The organism is Pseudomonas sp. R3.Fl (genome assembly GCF_023516765.1).
Taxonomy (GTDB): Bacteria; Pseudomonadota; Gammaproteobacteria; order Pseudomonadales; family Pseudomonadaceae; genus Pseudomonas; species Pseudomonas citronellolis.
Genome location: NZ_JAMGSO010000001.1, coordinates 5,798,309 through 5,815,636, shown reverse-complemented (window position 1 = coordinate 5,815,636; position 17,328 = coordinate 5,798,309). Strand labels below are relative to the sequence as shown.

General features: G+C 68.7%; 15 protein-coding genes. 10 read left to right on the top strand and 5 right to left on the bottom strand.

Translation table 11 applies throughout. From position 1 onward, the window contains the following. Positions 1–19 precede the first annotated feature (19 nt). Entirely contained in the window at positions 20–880 is an 861-nt protein-coding gene (locus M8R19_RS25705) for a LysR family transcriptional regulator (protein WP_249919303.1), read from the bottom strand. Between the two features lie 114 nt (positions 881–994). Here M8R19_RS25705 and M8R19_RS25700 point away from each other — a divergent pair, with 114 nt between their 5' ends. Beyond that, complete coding sequence (locus M8R19_RS25700; protein WP_116424835.1) at positions 995–1,438, top strand: multidrug/biocide efflux PACE transporter; 444 nt, start codon at positions 995–997, stop codon at positions 1,436–1,438. A 717-nt stretch (positions 1,439–2,155) separates the two neighbouring features. Here the strand turns inward: M8R19_RS25700 and pyrF are convergent. From pyrF to M8R19_RS25685, 3 genes are all read right to left on the bottom strand, one after another. Next, the gene (pyrF, locus tag M8R19_RS25695) at positions 2,156–2,854 is read right to left on the bottom strand and encodes an orotidine-5'-phosphate decarboxylase (protein WP_074979772.1); all 699 of its coding nucleotides are present in this window, start codon (positions 2,852–2,854) and stop codon (positions 2,156–2,158) included. A gap of 89 nt (positions 2,855–2,943) precedes the next feature. Then, the gene (locus M8R19_RS25690) at positions 2,944–3,903 is read right to left on the bottom strand and encodes a response regulator (RefSeq protein ID WP_249919302.1); all 960 of its coding nucleotides are present in this window, start codon (positions 3,901–3,903) and stop codon (positions 2,944–2,946) included. Position 3,904: 1 nt separating this feature from the next. Then, positions 3,905–5,206: a sensor histidine kinase gene (locus M8R19_RS25685; RefSeq protein ID WP_249919301.1), complete on the bottom strand. Its 1,302-nt coding sequence runs from the start codon at positions 5,204–5,206 to the stop codon at positions 3,905–3,907. Between the two features lie 194 nt (positions 5,207–5,400). Between M8R19_RS25685 and M8R19_RS25680 the strand changes: the two genes are divergently transcribed. Continuing rightward, positions 5,401–5,574, top strand: coding sequence for a DUF2897 family protein (locus tag M8R19_RS25680; protein WP_074979780.1), 174 nt, complete (start codon positions 5,401–5,403; stop codon positions 5,572–5,574). A 108-nt stretch (positions 5,575–5,682) separates the two neighbouring features. Next, positions 5,683–6,447 carry a CPBP family intramembrane glutamic endopeptidase gene (locus M8R19_RS25675; RefSeq protein ID WP_009621524.1) on the top strand — a complete coding sequence of 255 codons (765 nt, stop codon included), beginning with the start codon at positions 5,683–5,685 and terminating at the stop codon, positions 6,445–6,447. Here the strand turns inward: M8R19_RS25675 and M8R19_RS25670 are convergent, their stop codons facing one another. Further along, positions 6,448–7,071 carry a TetR/AcrR family transcriptional regulator gene (locus tag M8R19_RS25670; RefSeq protein ID WP_009621522.1) on the bottom strand — a complete coding sequence of 208 codons (624 nt, stop codon included), beginning with the start codon at positions 7,069–7,071 and terminating at the stop codon, positions 6,448–6,450. Positions 7,072–7,293: 222 nt separating this feature from the next. On the opposite strand from M8R19_RS25670, the gene M8R19_RS25665 reads away from it, so the two are divergent. The 7 genes from M8R19_RS25665 to M8R19_RS25635 all read left to right on the top strand — a co-directional run bounded on the left by M8R19_RS25665 (position 7,294) and on the right by M8R19_RS25635 (position 17,172). Then, positions 7,294–9,090 (top strand): acyclic terpene utilization AtuA family protein, encoded by a 1,797-nt coding sequence (locus M8R19_RS25665; protein ID WP_249919300.1) that lies wholly within the window; start codon positions 7,294–7,296, stop codon positions 9,088–9,090. A gap of 110 nt (positions 9,091–9,200) precedes the next feature. Next, positions 9,201–10,076, top strand: a complete 876-nt coding sequence (locus tag M8R19_RS25660; protein WP_249919299.1) for an SDR family oxidoreductase — start codon at positions 9,201–9,203, stop codon at positions 10,074–10,076. 3 nt (positions 10,077–10,079) lie between these two features. Then, positions 10,080–11,696 carry a geranyl-CoA carboxylase subunit beta gene (gene atuC, locus M8R19_RS25655; protein WP_249919298.1) on the top strand — a complete coding sequence of 539 codons (1,617 nt, stop codon included), beginning with the start codon at positions 10,080–10,082 and terminating at the stop codon, positions 11,694–11,696. 152 nt (positions 11,697–11,848) lie between these two features. Further along, complete coding sequence (atuD, locus tag M8R19_RS25650; RefSeq protein ID WP_074979789.1) at positions 11,849–13,009, top strand: citronellyl-CoA dehydrogenase; 1,161 nt, start codon at positions 11,849–11,851, stop codon at positions 13,007–13,009. Between the two features lie 117 nt (positions 13,010–13,126). After that, positions 13,127–13,924 (top strand): isohexenylglutaconyl-CoA hydratase, encoded by a 798-nt coding sequence (gene atuE, locus M8R19_RS25645; RefSeq protein ID WP_249919297.1) that lies wholly within the window; start codon positions 13,127–13,129, stop codon positions 13,922–13,924. Between the two features lie 100 nt (positions 13,925–14,024). Further along, positions 14,025–16,013, top strand: coding sequence for a geranyl-CoA carboxylase subunit apha (gene atuF / locus M8R19_RS25640; protein WP_249919296.1), 1,989 nt, complete (start codon positions 14,025–14,027; stop codon positions 16,011–16,013). Positions 16,014–16,350: 337 nt separating this feature from the next. After that, on the top strand, positions 16,351–17,172 hold the full coding sequence (locus M8R19_RS25635) for an SDR family oxidoreductase (protein WP_249919295.1): 822 nt from the start codon (positions 16,351–16,353) through the stop codon (positions 17,170–17,172). Positions 17,173–17,328: the final 156 nt, after the last annotated feature.

Here is a 17,328-nt window from a genome sequence, read left to right as displayed (position 1 = left end):
AAACTGTGACGGGGCCGGCTCAACTGCCCAGCAGCCGCTCCACCAGCCAGCGCGCCGCCGGGCCCAGGCTGCGCTGCCGCGACCAGACCACGTCGACCGCCACGCTGCGCGGCCAGCCGGGCACCTGCAGCGGGTGCAGGCGGCCGTTGGCGAAGCGCTGGTTCATCCAGGTCGGCAGCTCCACCCAGCCGAAGCCGAGCACCGCCATGTCCAGCAGCAACAGGTAGGTCGGCGCCGACCAGCAGCGCCCGCCCAGGGGCGGCTCGGCGTCGTCGATGAAGGTGTTCAGGCGCAGGTTGCGATGGGCCAGCAAATCGCTGCGCTCGACCTTCTCCAGCTGCGCCAGCGGGTGCCCGCGGCTGACGAACAGGCCGAACTCGGCGCATTCGCCGAGGGTGGCCGAGCCGATGTCCGGCGGGTAGTTCGGCTGCGCGGCGAGCAGGCCGAGGGAAGCGCGGCCCTGGCCGACCAGGTCGATGACGTCGCCGTGCTCGGCGATCAGCCATTCGAACTCGATGTCCGGGAAGTGCTGGTCGATTTCCGCCAGGCGCTTCTCGAAGGGTCCGGACTGGTAGGTATCGGACATCGCCAGGGTCAGCCGCGGCTCCATTCCCGCCGAGAGCTGCCCGGCCAACTGGCCGAGGCGGTCGTTGGCCATCAGCACTTCCTCGACGCGGCCGAGCAGGGCCTTGCCGGCCTCGGTCAGTTTCGGCTGGCGCGCGCTGCGGTCGAACAGCTCCAGGCCCAGGTCGATCTCCAGGCGGGCGATGGCCTCGCTGACGGTGGACTGGCTCTTGCCCAGCTTGCGCGCGGCGGCGCTGAAGGAACCCAGGCAGGCGGCCTCGGCGAAGGCCTGGAGGGATTCGGGGGAATATTGCATGGGGGCCTCGTCCATCGGTTTTGCCGATGCTAGCCAACTTCGAAACAACCCTTCAACCGATGAGAATAGCCGCCAGCCGGCCCGGTGGGGCCCCTCTTTATCTGGAGAAAACCCATGAGCATGCAAAAGACGCTGAAGGAAAGGCTGTTCCACGCCCTGCTCTTCGAATTCATCGCCCTGGCCATCTGCGCCCCGACCCTGGCCTGGCTGATGGACCAGCCGCTGGGCCACATGGGCGCCCTGACGCTGATGTTCTCGCTGATCGCCACGCTGTGGAACATGGTCTACAACACCCTGTTCGACCGCGCCCAGCGGCGCCTGCAGTTCGCCCGCACCCTGCCGGTGCGTGTGCTGCACGCCTCGCTGTTCGAGCTGGGCCTGATTTTCATGCTGGTGCCGCTGGCGGCCTGGTGGCTGGGTATCGGCCTGGTGGAGGCGTTTGTGCTGGATATCGGGCTGATTCTGTTCTTCCTGCCGTACACCATTGGCTTCAACTGGGTGTATGACGCGCTGCGGGCGCGGTGGGTGGAGCGGCCGCGGGAGGTTTTGGTGCGTTGAGGGGGGGGACTTGGCACTTGTAGGAGCGAGCTTGCTCGCGAAGGGGGTTTGCCGGGAGCTGTGGTGCTGGGGTTAAGAGCGCCCTCTCCCCAACCCTCTCCCTGAAGGGAGAGGGGGCTGTCCTGAGCAACTTGGAAGTCCGGCACCATCCTCCCAACCCCGTCATTCCCGCGAACGCGGGACGCGGCTCCATCGCGAACAGCGCTTGCGCTGGCCCGAAGGGGAATAACCCAGAGACGTCTTGTTTGGGTGTAGCGCGCCGCTCCGAGTGCTCGGATGTCTCTGGTTTCGCCCCCTCGGGCGAGTCCCTTTTGTCAAACGGTGGAAGGCCACCCCCGTAAAAAGGAACCAAAAAGGCTTGCCCCGACATACGGGCCCGACAGAGTCGGGCTACCCTCACGAATTCCCCCGCCACGGAGGCCCGAACTAGGCGTCCCCCCCCGAGCGTACGTCCCTGTAGCCCGCGGGGCTCTCGCGACATCCATGTCGCATGACCTCCTGAGCGGGGGTTTCGTTCGGCCTTCTGAAGGGGCGTTCCGGTGCACTCGGAGGTTTCTCTGGAAGTCAGAATCGCGGACGGAGTCCGCTCCTACGGTTCCAGGAAGCTCGGCTTTTCGTAGGATGGGTTCAGGGAAGCACGGACGTAGGAGCGGACTCCGTCCGCGATTGGTTCATCAACCACGCCGGACACCCCGGTGGCACGAACAGCCCCCTCATTCAAGCCAGGGAAGCGACTATCGCCGCCAGCGCCGCAGCCGGATCGGCGGCCTGGCTGATCGGGCGGCCGATCACCAGGTAGTCGGAGCCAGCGTCCAGGGCCTGGCGCGGGGTGAGGATGCGGCGCTGGTCGTCCTGGGCGCTGCCGGCCGGGCGGATGCCAGGGGTGACCAGTTGCAGGGCCGGGTGCGCGGCTTTCAAGGCCGGGGCTTCCTGGGCCGAGCAGACCAGCCCGTCCATGCCCGCCTTCTCGGCCAGGGCCGCCAGGCGCAGCACCTGTTCCTGGGGCTCGACGTCCAGGCCGATGCCGGCCAGGTCCTCGCGCTCCATGCTGGTCAGCACGGTCACGCCGATCAGCAGCGGTTTCGGGCCATCGAAGGCGTCGAGGGTCTCGCGGCAGGCCGCCATCATGCGCAGGCCGCCGGAGCAGTGCACGTTGACCATCCACACGCCCATCTCGGCGGCGGCGCGCACGGCCATCGCGGTGGTGTTGGGGATGTCGTGGAATTTCAGGTCGAGGAACACCTCGAAGCCGCGGCCGTTCAGCGTCTCGACGATACCCGCGGCGCAACTGGTGAAGAGTTCCTTGCCCACCTTCACCCGGCACAGTTTCGGGTCGAGCTGGTCGGCCAGCGCCAGGGCGGCCTCGCGGGTGGGGAAATCCAGGGCGACGATGATCGGGGTCTGGCAGACGGACATGGGCTCTCTCGCGGGGGGATTCTGAAAAACGCCGCGCATTGTCGCAGAAAGCGCCGCCGCCGGCAGCTTCCGGCGACGCGTTGCCCGCCCTATACGCTCAGGCGCTCGCGCAGGCGGCCGAGCATGCCCAGCAGGCTGCCGACCTTCTCCCGCTCGCGCTCCTCGCGCGGCGCCTCGGCCAGGCGCGCCACCTGCGGCTGCGGTTGCGCGCGCCACAGCTGGGCCTGCTCGGCGGCGGCCTTCAGGCCCTTTTCGAAGAGGCCGCGGCGGATCGGCTTGGGCAGGTAGCGGAAGATCTGCGCCTGGTTGATCAGCGCCAGCAGGTCCTGGGTGTCGCGGAACGGCGTCACCACCAGGCTGAGCAGGCGCGGGTGGGCCTGGGCCAGGGACTTGAGCAGCGGCGCAGTGTCCTCGCCGGCAAGCTTCAGGTCGCTGACCAGGATGTCGATGGGCTCGGCGTTGAGCCGCAGCAATGCCTCGGCCAGGTTGCGCGCGCGGTGCAGCTGGTGATTGCCGGCGGCGCAGAAGTCGCCGACGCAGGCCAGGGTGTCGGCGTCGTCGTCCAGCAGCAATACGTTGAGCGGCGCGGCCAGCCGGCTGATGGCCTGCAGGTCGGGCGCGACGGCCTGGCGCCCGGCGATCTCCGCCGCCTGGCGCAGGGTGAAGGCCATTTCCTGCGGGTCCCAGGGCTTGGTCAGGTAGCGGAAGATGCCGCCGTTGTTCAGCGCTTCCACCGCCGCGTCCAGGTCGGAGTAGCCGGTGAGCAGGATGCGCAGGCAGTCCGGGGCGATCTCGCGGGCCCGGGCCAGCAGCTCGGCGCCGCTCATCTGCGGCATGCGCTGGTCGCTGACGAGGATCTGCACCGGCTCGCTGCGCAGGCGCTCCAGGGCGCGCCGCGGGTCGCTCTCGGTGAGCACCTCGTAGTGCCGGCGGAACTGCATCGCCAGGCTGCGCAGGATGCGCTCCTCGTCGTCGACGAAGAGGATGCGGGTCAGGCCGGTGGGCCGGGCCTGGCCGGACTGCGGCAGGGCCTTGAGCGGCTGGGTCATGTCAGGCACTCCGTTTCAGGTCGCTGGCCTGCGCGCGCGGCAGGCGGATGAGGAATCGCGTGCCGCGCCCCGGCTCGGAGGCGACGCGGATGCTGCCGCCGTGGTCCTGGACGATCTTGTAGCTGATCGACAGGCCCAGGCCGGTGCCCTGGCCCGGCGGCTTGGTGGTGAAGAAGGGGTCGAAGATGCGCGCCAGCACCTCGGCGGGCATGCCCTTGCCGTTGTCCTGCACCGAGACGTACACCGCCGCCTCGTCGGCCCAGGTCTTGACGTGGATGTGGCCGTAGCCGTCCATGGCCTGGGCGGCGTTGGTGAACAGGTTGAGCAGCACCTGGTTGATCTGCGAGGGCGCGCAGGCGATGGGCGGCAGCTCGCCGAGCTGGCGGATGATCTCGGCCTTGTCCTTGATGCTGTTGCGGGCGATCAGCAGCGCGCTCTTCACGCACTCGTTGAGGTCCACCTCCTCGCTCATGGCGCGGTCCAGGCGGGCGAAGTCCTTGAGCCCGCCGACCAGCTCGCCGATCTGCGCCAGGCCGTAGGTGGTGTCGCCGAACAGTTGGTCGAGGTCACCCAGCAGTTGCTCCAGGGGCGCCTCCGCACGGGCCTGCCCGGCGGCTTGCAGGGCGCGGGCCAGGCGCGCCTCGTCGCAGGCTGCATCGTTCAGGCAGTCCGCCAGCTCGGCCTGGCTCTCGGCCAGTTGCAGCAGCGGCAGGAGCTGTTCGCGGATCAGTTCGAGGTTGTTGCGCACGTAGCCCAGCGGGGTGTTCAGCTCGTGGGCGACGCCGGCGACCATCTGCCCCAGGGAAGCCATCTTCTCCGACTGCACCAGCTGCGCCTGGGATTCCCGCAGGTCGACCAGGGCCTTGCGCAGCACGCGGTTGCGCTGGGCGATGCGCGCCTCCATGGCCTTGAGCAGGTCGAGCACGGTGCCCAGGCCCAGGTAGGCGCCTTCGCCGTCGACCAGGATGAAGTCCTCGGTGATCGGGTACTTCAGTTGCGCGGTGACCTGCTGCGCCGCCTGTTCCAGGCTCCACTCGATGTCCACCCGCAGCGGGCTTGCGTTCATCATCTCGCTGACCGGGCGGCGGCCCCAGAGGTCGCGGCCGAAGCGCTGCATGAAGATGTCCTGCAGGGTGTAGCGGCTGATCAGACCCAGCGGGCGGCCCTGCCCATCCACCACCGGCAGCGAGAGGAAGGCGCGGTGCTCGGCGGTGAGCAGGCGGTCGGCGACGTCGCTGAGGCTCATCTGCGCCTGCAGCGGTTCCACGGCGCGCAGGAGTGCGTGCAGGGCGCTGGTGGTCATCGGCGGACTCCGCTGGCTGAAATGCCCGCCAGTCAATCAGGTCCAGATTGCCATCATGTGACAGCGGTCGCGCGCCACGCATCCTTCACGGGAAGGTCATACGCAGGCAACAAGCCTGCCTCCGACCACCGCCACACACTGACAAGCCGGGCGCGCGGGTTTATGGTGAAAGCTCGCATCCCAAGGAGAACGCCATGCCCTGGTACGCCTGGTTGATCATCGTCCTCGCCCTGGGCTCCATCCTCGGCGGCCTGTTGTTGCTGCGCGACAGCGCCCGCAAGCTGCCGCTGACCGAGGAGCAGCTCAAGCGCATCCATCAGCGCAACGCCGAAATGGACGCCCAGGACGCCCGCGACGACAAGCGTTGAGCGCCGCCGGCCGCCCCGGCGCCCGAGGTCATTTCCCTCATTCACCGCCACAGGCATGGATCAGGCTGGGCGAATTGCCTAGACTGCGGCCGGTGGATGGAGGACACGATGCTCAGGAAGCTACTCCCGCTGCTGCCAGGGTTGCTCCTGCTCGGCGGTTTCGCCCTCGGATTCGTCCAACCCCTGGGGCTCTTGATAGGCGCACTCTTCGTCGCCTGGACACTCTACGGCGAACAACGCCTGCCCTGGCTGCTCTGGTGGCCGGTGTGCCTGCTGGCGAGCTTCGCCCTGGCCGCGCACCTGCTGCCCGGCACCCAGTCGTGGACGCTCTGGCCGCCGCGGCAGCTCTCCGCCGACGCCCCGGCCTACGCGCTGCGCCTGTCCTGGGACAAGGCGCTGGCCGGCGTCACCCTGCTCGCCTGGTGGCTGCGCCGGCCGCCGCTGGCGGGGGCCTCGCCGGACTATGCCGGCATCACCGTGGTCGCCACCCTGTTCGCCGTGCCGCTGCTGGCCACCGCCCTGGGCCTGGTGGTGTGGCGGCCGAAATGGCCGGACGGCCTGTGGATCTGGCTATTGGTGAATTTCGCGGTGATCGCCCTGACCGAGGAACTGATCTTCCGCGGCCTGCTGCAGACCTCGCTGGTGGAGCGCCTGGGCGCCCCCGCCGGGATCATTGTCAGCAGCCTGCTGTTCGGCCTGGCGCACCTGCCCTTCAGCGGCCAGTTCGCCGTGGTGGCCGGCATCGCCGGGCTCGGCTACGGCCTGGCGCTGCACTTCAGCGGGCGCATGCTGGTGCCCATCCTCCTGCACGGGGTGGTCAACAGCGTGCACCTGTTGCTGCTGAGCTACCCGCTGCACCTGGGCCTGGGCTGATCAGGCGGCCTTGTAGACCAGCAGCAGGGCCTGCTCGGCCAGGTCGTCGAGGGTCATGCTGCCGTCCTGGCGGAACCAGGTCATGGTCCAGGACAGCGCGCCGGTGAGGAAACGCCGCAGGATGAACGGGTCGCCCTCGCAGTAGCCGGCGGCGCGCGCCTCGCCGAGCACGTCCAGCCACATCTGCTCGTAGATGTCGCGCAGGCCGAGGATGTAGGCCTGGCCCTCCGGCGACAGCGAGCGCCACTCGTAGACCAGCACCGCCATGGCCTCGCCGGTGCCGCCCATGATCGATTGCAGCTCGCAGCGGATCAGCGCCAGCAGGCGCTCGCGCAGGTCCTCGGCGTCGGCCAGGGCGGCGCGCATCAGAGCGGTGTTGTAGAGGATGGTCTCCTCCATCACCGAGCGCAGGATTTCGTCCTTGCTCTTGAAGTGGTGGAAGATGCTGCCGGACTGGATGCCCACGGCGCCGGCCAGGTCGCGCACCGTGGTGCGTTCGTAGCCCTTGGCGCGGAACAGGTGGGCGGCAGTCTGCAGCAGCTTGCCGCGGGCGCTCTCCGGGTCGGTGACCTGCCCGTTCGCCACCAGCTCCAGCATCACTTCGCGCGCTTTCTGGTCATCCACGCTCTGCTCTCCCCTCGTCCGCCATCCGGCCGCCACTGTTCAGGGCGATTCCATGATCGCCACGCAAGTACTTGTGCATACAGGTGAAATGTATGCCTGCGGCGGCAACCAAGCAAGCGCTTGGCCATCACTTGGTTGGGTTGTCTGGCGCTTATGCCCTCTTTTCAACCAAGCGCTTGCTTGGTAATGTCGAAACACCTCTCGACCGTCACGGGCAGAACAATGACCAAGACCGTACGCATCGGCTGCGCCTCGGCTTTCTGGGGCGACACCTGCAGCGCCGCCGCCCAGCTGGTGAAGGGCGCGGAGCTGGACTACCTGGTGTTCGACTACCTGGCCGAAATCACCCTGTCGATCATGGCCGGCGCGCGCCTGAAGAACCCCGAGGCGGGCTACGCCACCGACTTCGTCGAAGTGCTGGCGCCGCTGCTGGGCGAGATCGCCGGCAAGCGCGTCCGCGTCATCAGCAATGCCGGCGGGGTCAACCCGCAAGCCTGCGCCAAGGCCCTGGCAGCCGCCTGCGAGAAGGCCGGGGTACAGCTGAAGATCGCCGTGCTGGAGGGCGACAACCTGCAGCCCCTGGCCGGCGAACTGGCCAAGGCCGGGACCGTGGAAATGTTCAGCGGCGCCCCGCTGCCGCCGATGTGCGTGTCGATGAACGCCTACCTGGGCGCGCCCGGCATAGTCGAGGCGCTGGCGCTGGGCGCGGACATCGTCATCACCGGCCGCGTGGTGGACAGCGCGGTGGTCAGCGCCGCCCTGGTGCACGAGTTCGGCTGGGCCTGGAACGACTACGACAAACTGGCCCAGGCCGCGCTGGCCGGGCACATCATCGAATGCGGCGCGCAGTGCACCGGCGGCAACTTCACCGACTGGGAAAGCGTGCCGGACTACGAGCACATCGGCTTCCCCATCGTCGAAGTGCAGGCCAGCGGCGACTTCGTGGTCACCAAGCCGCAAGGCACGGGCGGCCTGGTCACCCCGCTGAGCGTCGGCGAGCAGATGCTCTACGAGATCGGCGACCCGCGCGCCTATCTGCTGCCCGACGTAGTCTGCGACTTCACCGGCGTGCAGCTGCGCCAGGCCGGCCCCGACCGCGTCGCCCTCAGCGGCGCCCGCGGCCTGCCGCCCACCGGCCAGTACAAGGTCAGCGCCACCTATCCCGACGGCTTCCGCTGCACCGCCAGTTGCCTGATCGCCGGCATCGACGCAGTGAAGAAGGCCGAGCGCGTGAGCCGGGCGATCATCGCCAGGACCGAGGAGATGTTCGCCGAACGCGGCTGGGGCCCCTACCGCGAAACGAGCATCGAGCTGCTGGGCAGCGAAGCCACCTACGGCCCCCATGGCCGGCGCCGGGACAGCCGCGAGATTGTGGTCAAGCTCGCCGTGCGCCACGCCCGCAAGGAGGCGCTGCTGCTGTTCTCCCGCGAGATCGCCCAAGCCGCCACCGGCATGGCTCCGGGCCTGACCGGCATCGTCGGCGGGCGGCCCACGGTTTACCCGGTAATCCGCCTGTTCTCCTTCCTGGTGGACAAGGCGCGCTGCCAACTGGCGGTGCGCATCGGCGAGGACAGCCATGCCGTCGTCCTGCCGCAGCTGGAGCACTTCGACCCGGCGGACCTGGCCGAGGCCGCGCAAGCCCCTGCCGCCAACGGCCAGGCCACGGCCAGCGTGGCGCTGGTGAAGCTGGCGGTGGCGCGCTCCGGCGACAAGGGCGACCACAGCAACATCGGCGTGATGGCGCGCAAGCCCGAATACCTGCCGTGGATCGCCGAGGCGCTGAGCGAAGGCGCGGTGGCCGAGTGGATGCAGCACGTGCTGGACCCGCAGCTGGGCCGCGTCAGCCGCTGGTACCTGCCGGCCAGCCACAGCCTGAACTTCCTGCTGGAGCACGCCCTGGGCGGCGGCGGCGTGGCCAGCCTGCGCATCGACCCGCAGGGCAAGGCCTTCGCCCAGCAGTTGCTGGAATTCCCGGTGGCGGTGCCAAAACACATCGCCGATGAACTCAGCTCTTCGTAGGAGCGGGCTCGCTCGCGAATGGATTTCCCGGCAGTTGCGTTGCCGGGTTGGTTCGCGAGCAAGCTCGCTCCTACAACAAGAACGAACGCTTGAGCAGGATGACAAGAACAATGGCATACGACTCGATCTTCAAGCCCGGCCTGTTCGCCGGCCAGACTGTAATCGTCACCGGCGGCGGCAGCGGCATCGGCCGCTGCACCGCCCATGAGCTGGCGGCCCTGGGCGCCCACGTGGTGCTGGTCGGGCGCAAGGCCGAGAAGCTGGAGAAGACCGCCGGCGAGATCGTCGAGGACGGCGGCAGCGCCAGCTGGCACAGCTGCGACATCCGCGACGAGGAGGCGGTGAAGGCGCTGGTGGCGCAGGTGCTCGCCGAGCGCGGGCCGATCCGGCACCTGGTCAACAACGCCGGCGGCCAGTACCCCGCGCCGCTGGCCTCGATCAACCTCAAGGGCTTCGAGGCGGTGGTGCGCACCAACCTGGTGGGCGGCTTCCTCATGGCCCGCGAAGTGTTCAACCAGAGCATGAGCAAGCACGGCGGCAGCATCGTCAACATGCTCGCCGACATGTGGGGCGGCATGCCCGGCATGGGCCACTCCGGCGCCGCCCGCGCGGGCATGGAGAACTTCACCAAGACCGCCGCCGTCGAGTGGGGCCACGCCGGGGTGCGGGTCAACGCCGTGGCGCCGGGCTGGATCGCCTCCAGCGGCATGGATACCTACGAGGGCGCCTTCAAGGCGGTGATCCCGACCCTGCGCGAGCACGTGCCACTCAAGCGCATCGGCACCGAGTCGGAAGTGGCCTCCGCCATCGTCTTCCTGCTCTCCCCCGGCGCCGCCTTCATCAGCGGCAACACCATCCGTATCGATGGCGCCGCCAGCCAGGGCAGCCGTGCCTTCCCACTGAGCAAGGCCAAGCCCGGACAGAGCCGTTCCTACAACGGCTTCCACCGCGCCTACCTGCCCGACGTGCTGAAGGACCAGGAGTAAGCCATGCCGCTGATCCAGTCGGAAATCGACACCCAGGGCGAGGACTTCGCCCGCAACCGCGAGGCCATGCTGGCCGCCGTGGCGAGCTTCCGCGAGGTCGAGCAGAAGGTGCTGGACAAGGCCGCCGAGGCCAAGCCGAAGTTCGACAAGCGCGGCCAGCTGCTGCCGCGCGAGCGCCTGAACCTGCTGCTCGACCCCGGCGCGCCCTTCCTCGAACTCTGCTCCCTGGCCGGCTACAAGCTGCACGACGACAAGGACGGCACCCAGGCCGGCGGCGGCATCATCTCCGGCATCGGCTACGTGGCCGGGGTGCGCTGCCTGGTCAGCGCCAGCAACAGCGCGATCAAGGGCGGCACCATCTCGCCCACCGGGCTGAAGAAGACCCTGCGCCTGCAGCAGGTGGCGCTGGAGAACAAGCTGCCGCTGGTGGCCCTGACCGAGAGCGGCGGCGCCAACCTCAACTACGCGGCGGAAATCTTCGTCGAAGGCGCGCGCGGCTTCGCCAACCAGGCGCGGCTGTCGGCCGCCGGCATCCCGCAGGTCACCGTGGTGCACGGCTCCAGCACCGCCGGCGGCGCTTACCAGCCGGGGCTGTCGGACTACGTGGTGGTGGTGCGCGGCAAGGCCAAGATGTTCCTCGCCGGCCCGCCGCTGCTCAAGGCCGCCACCGGCGAGGTGGCCACGGACGAGGAACTGGGCGGCGCCGAACTGCACGCCCAGGTCGCCGGCACCGCCGAGTACCTGGCCGAGAACGACGCCGACGGCGTGCGCCTGGCCCGCGAGATTCTCGCCGCCCTGCCATGGAACGCCCAGTTGCCGGCGCGCCCGGCAAGGCAATGGGACGAGCCGCTGTACCCGGCCGAAGAGCTTCTCGGCGTGGTCCCGGCGGACGCCCGCAAGCCCTACGACGTGCGCGAGATCGTCGCGCGCATCGCCGACGGCTCGCGCTTTCTCGCCTTCAAGAACGAATTCGACGCCCAGACCGTCTGCGGCCACCTGCACATCGAAGGCCACGCCTGCGGGCTGATCGGCAACAACGGCCCGATCACCCCGCAGGGCGCGGCCAAGGCGGCGCAGTTCATCCAGCTGTGCGAGCAGAGCAACACGCCGATCCTGTTCCTGCACAACACCACCGGCTTCATGGTCGGCACCGAGTCCGAGCGCCTGGGCGTGATCAAGCACGGCTCGAAGATGATCCAGGCGGTGGCCAACGCCACGGTGCCCAAGCTCACCCTGGTGGTCGGCGGCTCCTACGGCGCCGGCAACTACGCCATGTGCGGCCGCGGCCTGGACCCGCGCTTCATCTTCGCCTGGCCCAACAGCCGCACCGCGGTGATGGGCGGCGCCCAGGCCGGCAAGGTGCTGCGCATCGTCACCGAGGAAAAGCACGCCAAGGAGGGCAAGGAAGCCGACGCGAAGATGCTCGACATGCTCGAACAGATGACCGCGCAGAAGCTCGACGCCCAGTCCACCGCGCTCTACGGCACCGCCAGCCTGTGGGACGACGGGCTGATCGACCCGCGCGACAGCCGCCGGCTGCTGGGCTATCTGCTGGACATCTGCGCGGAGGCGGCGGTACGGCCGCTCAAGGGCAACAGTTTCGGGGTAGCGAGGTTCTGATACAGGCGCCCTCTCCCAGGGAGAGGGTGCCAAAGCGATCCGGCGTAAAGCGAACTTCCCGCCCGCTCCGAACAGCCCCTCTCCCTTCAGGGAGAGGGTTGGGGGGAGGGAAAAGGGAAGTGAACACCCAAGGCTCAGGAGGAAAACAACAAATGCTCTTCACCCAGGAACACGAAGAACTCCGCCGCACCGTCCGCAACTTCGTCGACAAGGAGATCAACCCCTACGTCGACCAATGGGAAAAGGACGGCCGCTTCCCCATCCATGAAGTGTTCAAGAAGGCCGGCGCGCTCGGCCTGCTGGGCATCTCCAAGCCGGAGAAGTTCGGCGGCATGGGCCTGGACTACAGCTACTCGGTGGTCGCCGCCGAAGAGTTCGGCACCATCCACTGCGGCGGCGTGCCCATGTCCATCGGCGTGCAGACCGACATGTGCACCCCGGCCCTGGCGCGCTTCGGCTCCGACGAGCTGCGCGAGGAGTTCCTGCGCCCGGCCATCGCCGGCGAGATGGTCGGCTGCATCGGCGTCTCCGAGGTCGGCGCCGGTTCCGACGTGGCCGGGCTGAAGACCACCGCGCGCAAGGATGGCGACGACTACGTGATCAACGGCAGCAAGATGTGGATCACCAACTCGCCGTCGGCCGACTTCATCTGCCTGCTGGCCAACACCTCCGACGACAAGCCCCACGTCAACAAGTCGCTGATCATGGTGCCGATGAAGAGCAAGGGCATCAGCGTCAGCCCGCACCTGGACAAGCTCGGCATGCGCAGCTCGGAGACCGCCCAGGTGTTCTTCGACGACGTGCGCGTGCCGCAGCGCAACCGCATCGGCGCCGAGGGCGCGGGCTTCATGATGCAGATGCTGCAGTTCCAGGAGGAACGCCTGTTCGGCGCGGCCAGCGGGATCAAGGGCATGGAGTACTGCGTCAACGCCACCATCGACTACTGCAAGGAGCGCAAGACCTTCGGCCAGGCGCTGATCGACAACCAGGTCATCCACTTCCGCATGGCCGAGCTGATGACCGAGATCGAGTGCCTGCGCGCCCTCACCTACCAGGCCACCGAGCAGTACATCCGCGGCAAGGACGTGACCCGCCTGGCCTCCATGGCCAAGCTCAAGGTCGGCCGCCTGGCCCGCGAGGTCACCGACGCCTGCCTGCAGTACTGGGGCGGCCAGGGCTTCATGTGGGAGAACCCGATCTCCCGCGCCTACCGCGACACCCGCCTGGTGTCCATCGGCGGCGGCGCCGACGAGATCATGCTCGGCATCATCTGCAAGCTGATGGGCACCCTGCCGGGCAAGAAAAAGAGCTGAGCGCTTTCGCCCTCGTAGGAGCGAGCTTGCTCGCGAACCAGCCCCGCTGCGGAAGCGTTCGCGAGCAAGCTCGCTCCTACGAAAAGCAAAGACGATGAATCGACGAGGAATTCCGGCATGAGCGAATTGCCGAACTGCGAAACCCTGCTGCTGGAACGCGATGGCGGCGTGCTGCACGTCACCCTCGACCGCCCGGACAGCCGCAATGCCATGAGCCTGGCCATGGTCGGCGAACTGCGCGCGGTGCTGGCCGCCGTGCGCGACCAACGCGAAGTGCGCGCCATCGTCCTGCGCGGCGCCGGCGGGCACTTCTGCGCCGGCGGCGACATCAAGGACATGGCCGGCGCCCGTGCCGCCGGCCCGGACGCCTACGCCGCGCTGAACCGCGCCTTCGGCGGCCTGCTGGAAGAGGCCCAGGCGCAGCCGCAGGTGCTGGTCGCGGTGCTGGAAGGCGCGGTGCTCGGCGGCGGCTTCGGCCTGGCCTGCGTGTCGGACATCGCCATCGCCGCCGACGGCGCCCAGTTCGGCCTGCCGGAAACCAGCCTGGGCATCCTGCCGGCGCAGATCGCCCCCTTCGTGGTCAAGCGCATCGGCCTGACCCAGGCCCGCCGCCTGGCGCTCAGCGCCGCCCGCTTCGACGGCCGCGAGGCGCTGCGCCTGGGCCTGGTGCACTTCAGCGAAGCCAGCGCCGATGCGCTCGGCCAGCGCCTGGCGGAATGCCTGGAGCAGGTGCGCCGCTGCGCCCCCGGCGCCAACGCGCAGACCAAGGCGCTGCTGCTGGCCACCGAGACCGAGGCCCTGGGCCCGCTGCTGGACGAGGCCGCAAAACAGTTCGCCGCCGCCGTGACCGGCGCGGAAGGCGCCGAAGGCACCCTGGCCTTCGTGCAGAAACGCAAACCCAACTGGGCACAATAGTCGCTGGCTCCCCGCATTCGCGAGGATGACGGAACATCCCCCGTCATTCCCGCGAACGCGGGAACCCACGACCAGCACCCAAGCCAGCAGGAGCACATCCATGCCCAGCTTCGACAAGATCCTCATCGCCAACCGCGGCGAGATCGCCTGCCGGGTGATCCGCACCGCCCAGGCCCTGGGCTACCGCACGGTGGCGGTGTACAGCGAGGCCGACGCCGAGGCGCGCCACGTGCAGTTGGCCGACGAGGCCGTGTGCATCGGCCCGGCGCCGGTCGGCCAGTCCTACCTGAAGGCCGCCGCCATCCTCGACGCAGCTCAGCGTACAGGCGCTGGCGCCGTGCACCCCGGCTACGGCTTCCTCTCGGAGAACGCCGAATTCGCCCGCGCCTGCGAGGCCGCCGGCATCGTCTTCATCGGCCCCAGCGTGGAAGCCATCCACCTGATGGGCAGCAAACGCCTGTCCAAGCTGGCCATGCTCGAAGCCAGCGTGCCCTGCATCCCCGGCTACGAAGGCGCCGAGCAGGACGACGCCACCCTGGCCCGCGAGGCCGAGCGCATCGGCTACCCGCTGATGATCAAGGCCAGCGCCGGCGGCGGCGGCCGCGGCATGCGCCTGGTGCAAGCGGCGGACGAGCTGGCCGCGCAGCTGCGCACCGCGCGCTCCGAGGCGCTGAACGCCTTCGGCAGCGACGAACTGATCCTGGAGAAAGCGGTGATCCGCCCGCGCCACGTGGAAATCCAGGTATTCGGCGATAGCCACGGCAACCTCGTCTACCTCGGCGAGCGCGACTGCTCGGTGCAGCGCCGCCACCAGAAGGTCATCGAAGAAGCGCCCTGCCCGGTGCTGAGCGCCGAACTGCGCCAGGCCATGGGCGAGGCGGCGGTGAAGGCCGCCGCGCGGGTGAACTACATCGGCGCCGGCACCGTGGAGTTCCTGCTGGACGCCAGCGGCGCCTTCTACTTCCTGGAGATGAACACCCGCCTGCAGGTCGAGCACCCGGTCACCGAGCTGGTCACCGGCCAGGACCTGGTGGCCTGGCAGATCCGCGTGGCCGAGGGCCAGCCGCTGCCGCTGAAGCAGGAGGAAATCCAGCTGCGCGGCCACGCCATCGAGGTGCGCCTGTACGCCGAGGACGCCGGCAACGGCTTCCTGCCGCAGACCGGCGAGGTGCTGCGCTGGGAGCCGCAGCTGCTGGACGGCATCCGAATCGACCACGGCCTGGTGGAAGGCCAGGCGGTGACGCCCTTCTACGACCCCATGCTGGCCAAGGTGATCGCCTACGGCGCCACCCGCGACGAGGCCCGGCGCAAGCTGGTGCGCGCCGTGGAAGACTGCGTGCTGCTCGGCGTGAAGGCCAACCAGCGCTTCCTCGCCAACCTGCTCCGGCACCCCGAATTCGCCGCCGGCGAGGCCACCACGGCGTTCATCGCCGAACACTTCGCCGACGACCCCAGCCTGCACCCGCAAGCGCCACAGCCCGCAGAACTGGCCCTGGCCGCCGCCCTGCTCTACCAGGCCTCGGCCAGCGCCCGCGCGCACCAGGGCGGCCTGTCCGGCTGGCGCAACGCCGGCAGCCTGCCCTGGCGCTACCAACTGCACGACGGCGAGCAGAAACACGCGGTGGAGCTGGACGTGCTGGAGCCCGGCGCGCAGCCCAAGCTGCTGGCCTACATCGGCGAATCGGTGGTGGCGCTGTGGCTGATCGCCATCGACGAGCGCTGGGTCGTGGCGGAGATCGACGGCATCCGCCGGCGCATCGCCCATCACACCCAAGGCGAACGCATCTGGCTGTATGGCGCCGGCGGCAACCTGGAACTGCGCGACATCACCCACGAGCCCGCCGGCGCCCAGGGCGGCGCGGCGTCGGGTACGGTCAAGGCGCCGATGGACGGCGCCATCGTCGACGTGCTGGTCAGCGAAGGCGCGCGGGTCAGCAAGGGCCAACTGCTGCTCGTGCTGGAGGCGATGAAGATGGAACATCCGCTCAAGGCCGGGGTCGACGGCATTATCCGCCGCATCCAGGTGAGCAAGGGCGAACAGGTCAAGAGCCGCCAGTTGCTGGTGGAAGTGGAAGCCGAAGACGCCTGAAACGCTTTTCGTAGGAGCGAGCTTGCTCGCGAATGGAGCTTCCCGGTAGCTACAGTGTTTTCGATGGACTCCGTACCCTCTCCCCAACCCTCTCCCTGAAGGGAGAGGGGGCTTGTCCGTGCCGAGAGAAGGTATGGTTTCAGTCGGTAATCACTGTGCTAGCCGGCTAATGCCGAACTATCAGCATCTGCCCAACGGTCCCCTCTCCCTTCAGGGAGAGGGTTAGGGAGAGGGCGCTCTTCAGGCCCAGCACCGAAGCCACCAGCAGAACACCATTCGCGAGCAAGCTCGCTCCTACAGGTGCAGTCCGAACACAACAAGAACACGGAGCCAAACCATGTCCCTGAACGCCAAGACCCTCTTCATCACCGGCGCCAGCCGCGGCATCGGCCGCGAGATCGCCCTGCGCGCCGCGCGCGACGGCGCCAACGTCGTGATCGCGGCCAAGAGCGCCGAACCCCATCCCAAGCTGGCCGGCACCATCCACAGCGTCGCCGAGGAAGTCGAGGCCGCCGGCGGCAAGGCCCTGGCCCTGCAACTGGACGTGCGCGACGAGAACGCCGTGCGCGAGGCCATGGCCCGCGCCGCAGAGCATTTCGGCGGCATCGACGGGCTGGTCAACAACGCCGGCGCCATCAAGCTGGTGGGCGTGGAGCGCCTGGAGCCCAAGCGCTTCGACCTGATGTTCCAGATCAACACCCGCGCGGTGATGGTCTGCAGCCAGGCCGCCCTGCCCTACCTGAAGCAGAGCCAGGGCCATATCCTCAGCCTGTCGCCGCCGCTGAACCTGGCGGAAAAATGGTTCGCCCAGCACGGCCCCTACACCGTCACCAAGTACGGCATGAGCATGCTCACCCTCGGCATGCACGAGGAGTTCAGGAAGTACGGCATCAGCGTCAACGCCCTGTGGCCGAAGACCATGATCGCCACCGCCGCCATCGAGTTCGAACTGGGCAGCCGCGACGCCTTCAAGCGGGCCCGCACCCCGGCGATCATGGCCGACGCCGCCTACGCCATTCTCGGCAGCACGGGCCGCAGCATCAGCGGGCGCCTGCTGATCGACGAAGACATCCTCCGCGAACAGGGCGTGAGCGACTTCGAGCAATACCGCTTCGATCCGCAGGGCGGGCCGCTGGTGCCCGATCTATTCCTGGATTGAGGCTGCGTGCCATCCCTGTAGGAGCGAGCTTGCTCGCGAACCCATTCCGCAGCGGGGCTTGTTCGCGAGCAAGCTCGCTCCTACGAAGAGCCCTGCCCGGTTTGCCGAACTGCCCGGCCGTGCGCGCGCCAAGGTCATAGCCCCAGCCTCGCCAGC

Coding starts and splice junctions, on each gene's coding strand:
- M8R19_RS25680 (WP_074979780.1), top strand. CDS start 5,401: ATGCCCTGGTACGCCTGGTTGATCATCGTCCTCGCCCTGGGCTCCATC.
- atuE (WP_249919297.1), top strand. CDS start 13,127: ATGAGCGAATTGCCGAACTGCGAAACCCTGCTGCTGGAACGCGATGGC.
- atuC (WP_249919298.1), top strand. CDS start 10,080: ATGCCGCTGATCCAGTCGGAAATCGACACCCAGGGCGAGGACTTCGCC.
- M8R19_RS25690 (WP_249919302.1), bottom strand. CDS start 3,903: ATGACCCAGCCGCTCAAGGCCCTGCCGCAGTCCGGCCAGGCCCGGCCC.
- M8R19_RS25660 (WP_249919299.1), top strand. CDS start 9,201: ATGGCATACGACTCGATCTTCAAGCCCGGCCTGTTCGCCGGCCAGACT.
- M8R19_RS25705 (WP_249919303.1), bottom strand. CDS start 880: ATGCAATATTCCCCCGAATCCCTCCAGGCCTTCGCCGAGGCCGCCTGC.
- M8R19_RS25635 (WP_249919295.1), top strand. CDS start 16,351: ATGTCCCTGAACGCCAAGACCCTCTTCATCACCGGCGCCAGCCGCGGC.
- M8R19_RS25675 (WP_009621524.1), top strand. CDS start 5,683: ATGCTCAGGAAGCTACTCCCGCTGCTGCCAGGGTTGCTCCTGCTCGGC.
- pyrF (WP_074979772.1), bottom strand. CDS start 2,854: ATGTCCGTCTGCCAGACCCCGATCATCGTCGCCCTGGATTTCCCCACC.
- atuD (WP_074979789.1), top strand. CDS start 11,849: ATGCTCTTCACCCAGGAACACGAAGAACTCCGCCGCACCGTCCGCAAC.
- atuF (WP_249919296.1), top strand. CDS start 14,025: ATGCCCAGCTTCGACAAGATCCTCATCGCCAACCGCGGCGAGATCGCC.
- M8R19_RS25665 (WP_249919300.1), top strand. CDS start 7,294: ATGACCAAGACCGTACGCATCGGCTGCGCCTCGGCTTTCTGGGGCGAC.
- M8R19_RS25700 (WP_116424835.1), top strand. CDS start 995: ATGAGCATGCAAAAGACGCTGAAGGAAAGGCTGTTCCACGCCCTGCTC.
- M8R19_RS25685 (WP_249919301.1), bottom strand. CDS start 5,206: ATGACCACCAGCGCCCTGCACGCACTCCTGCGCGCCGTGGAACCGCTG.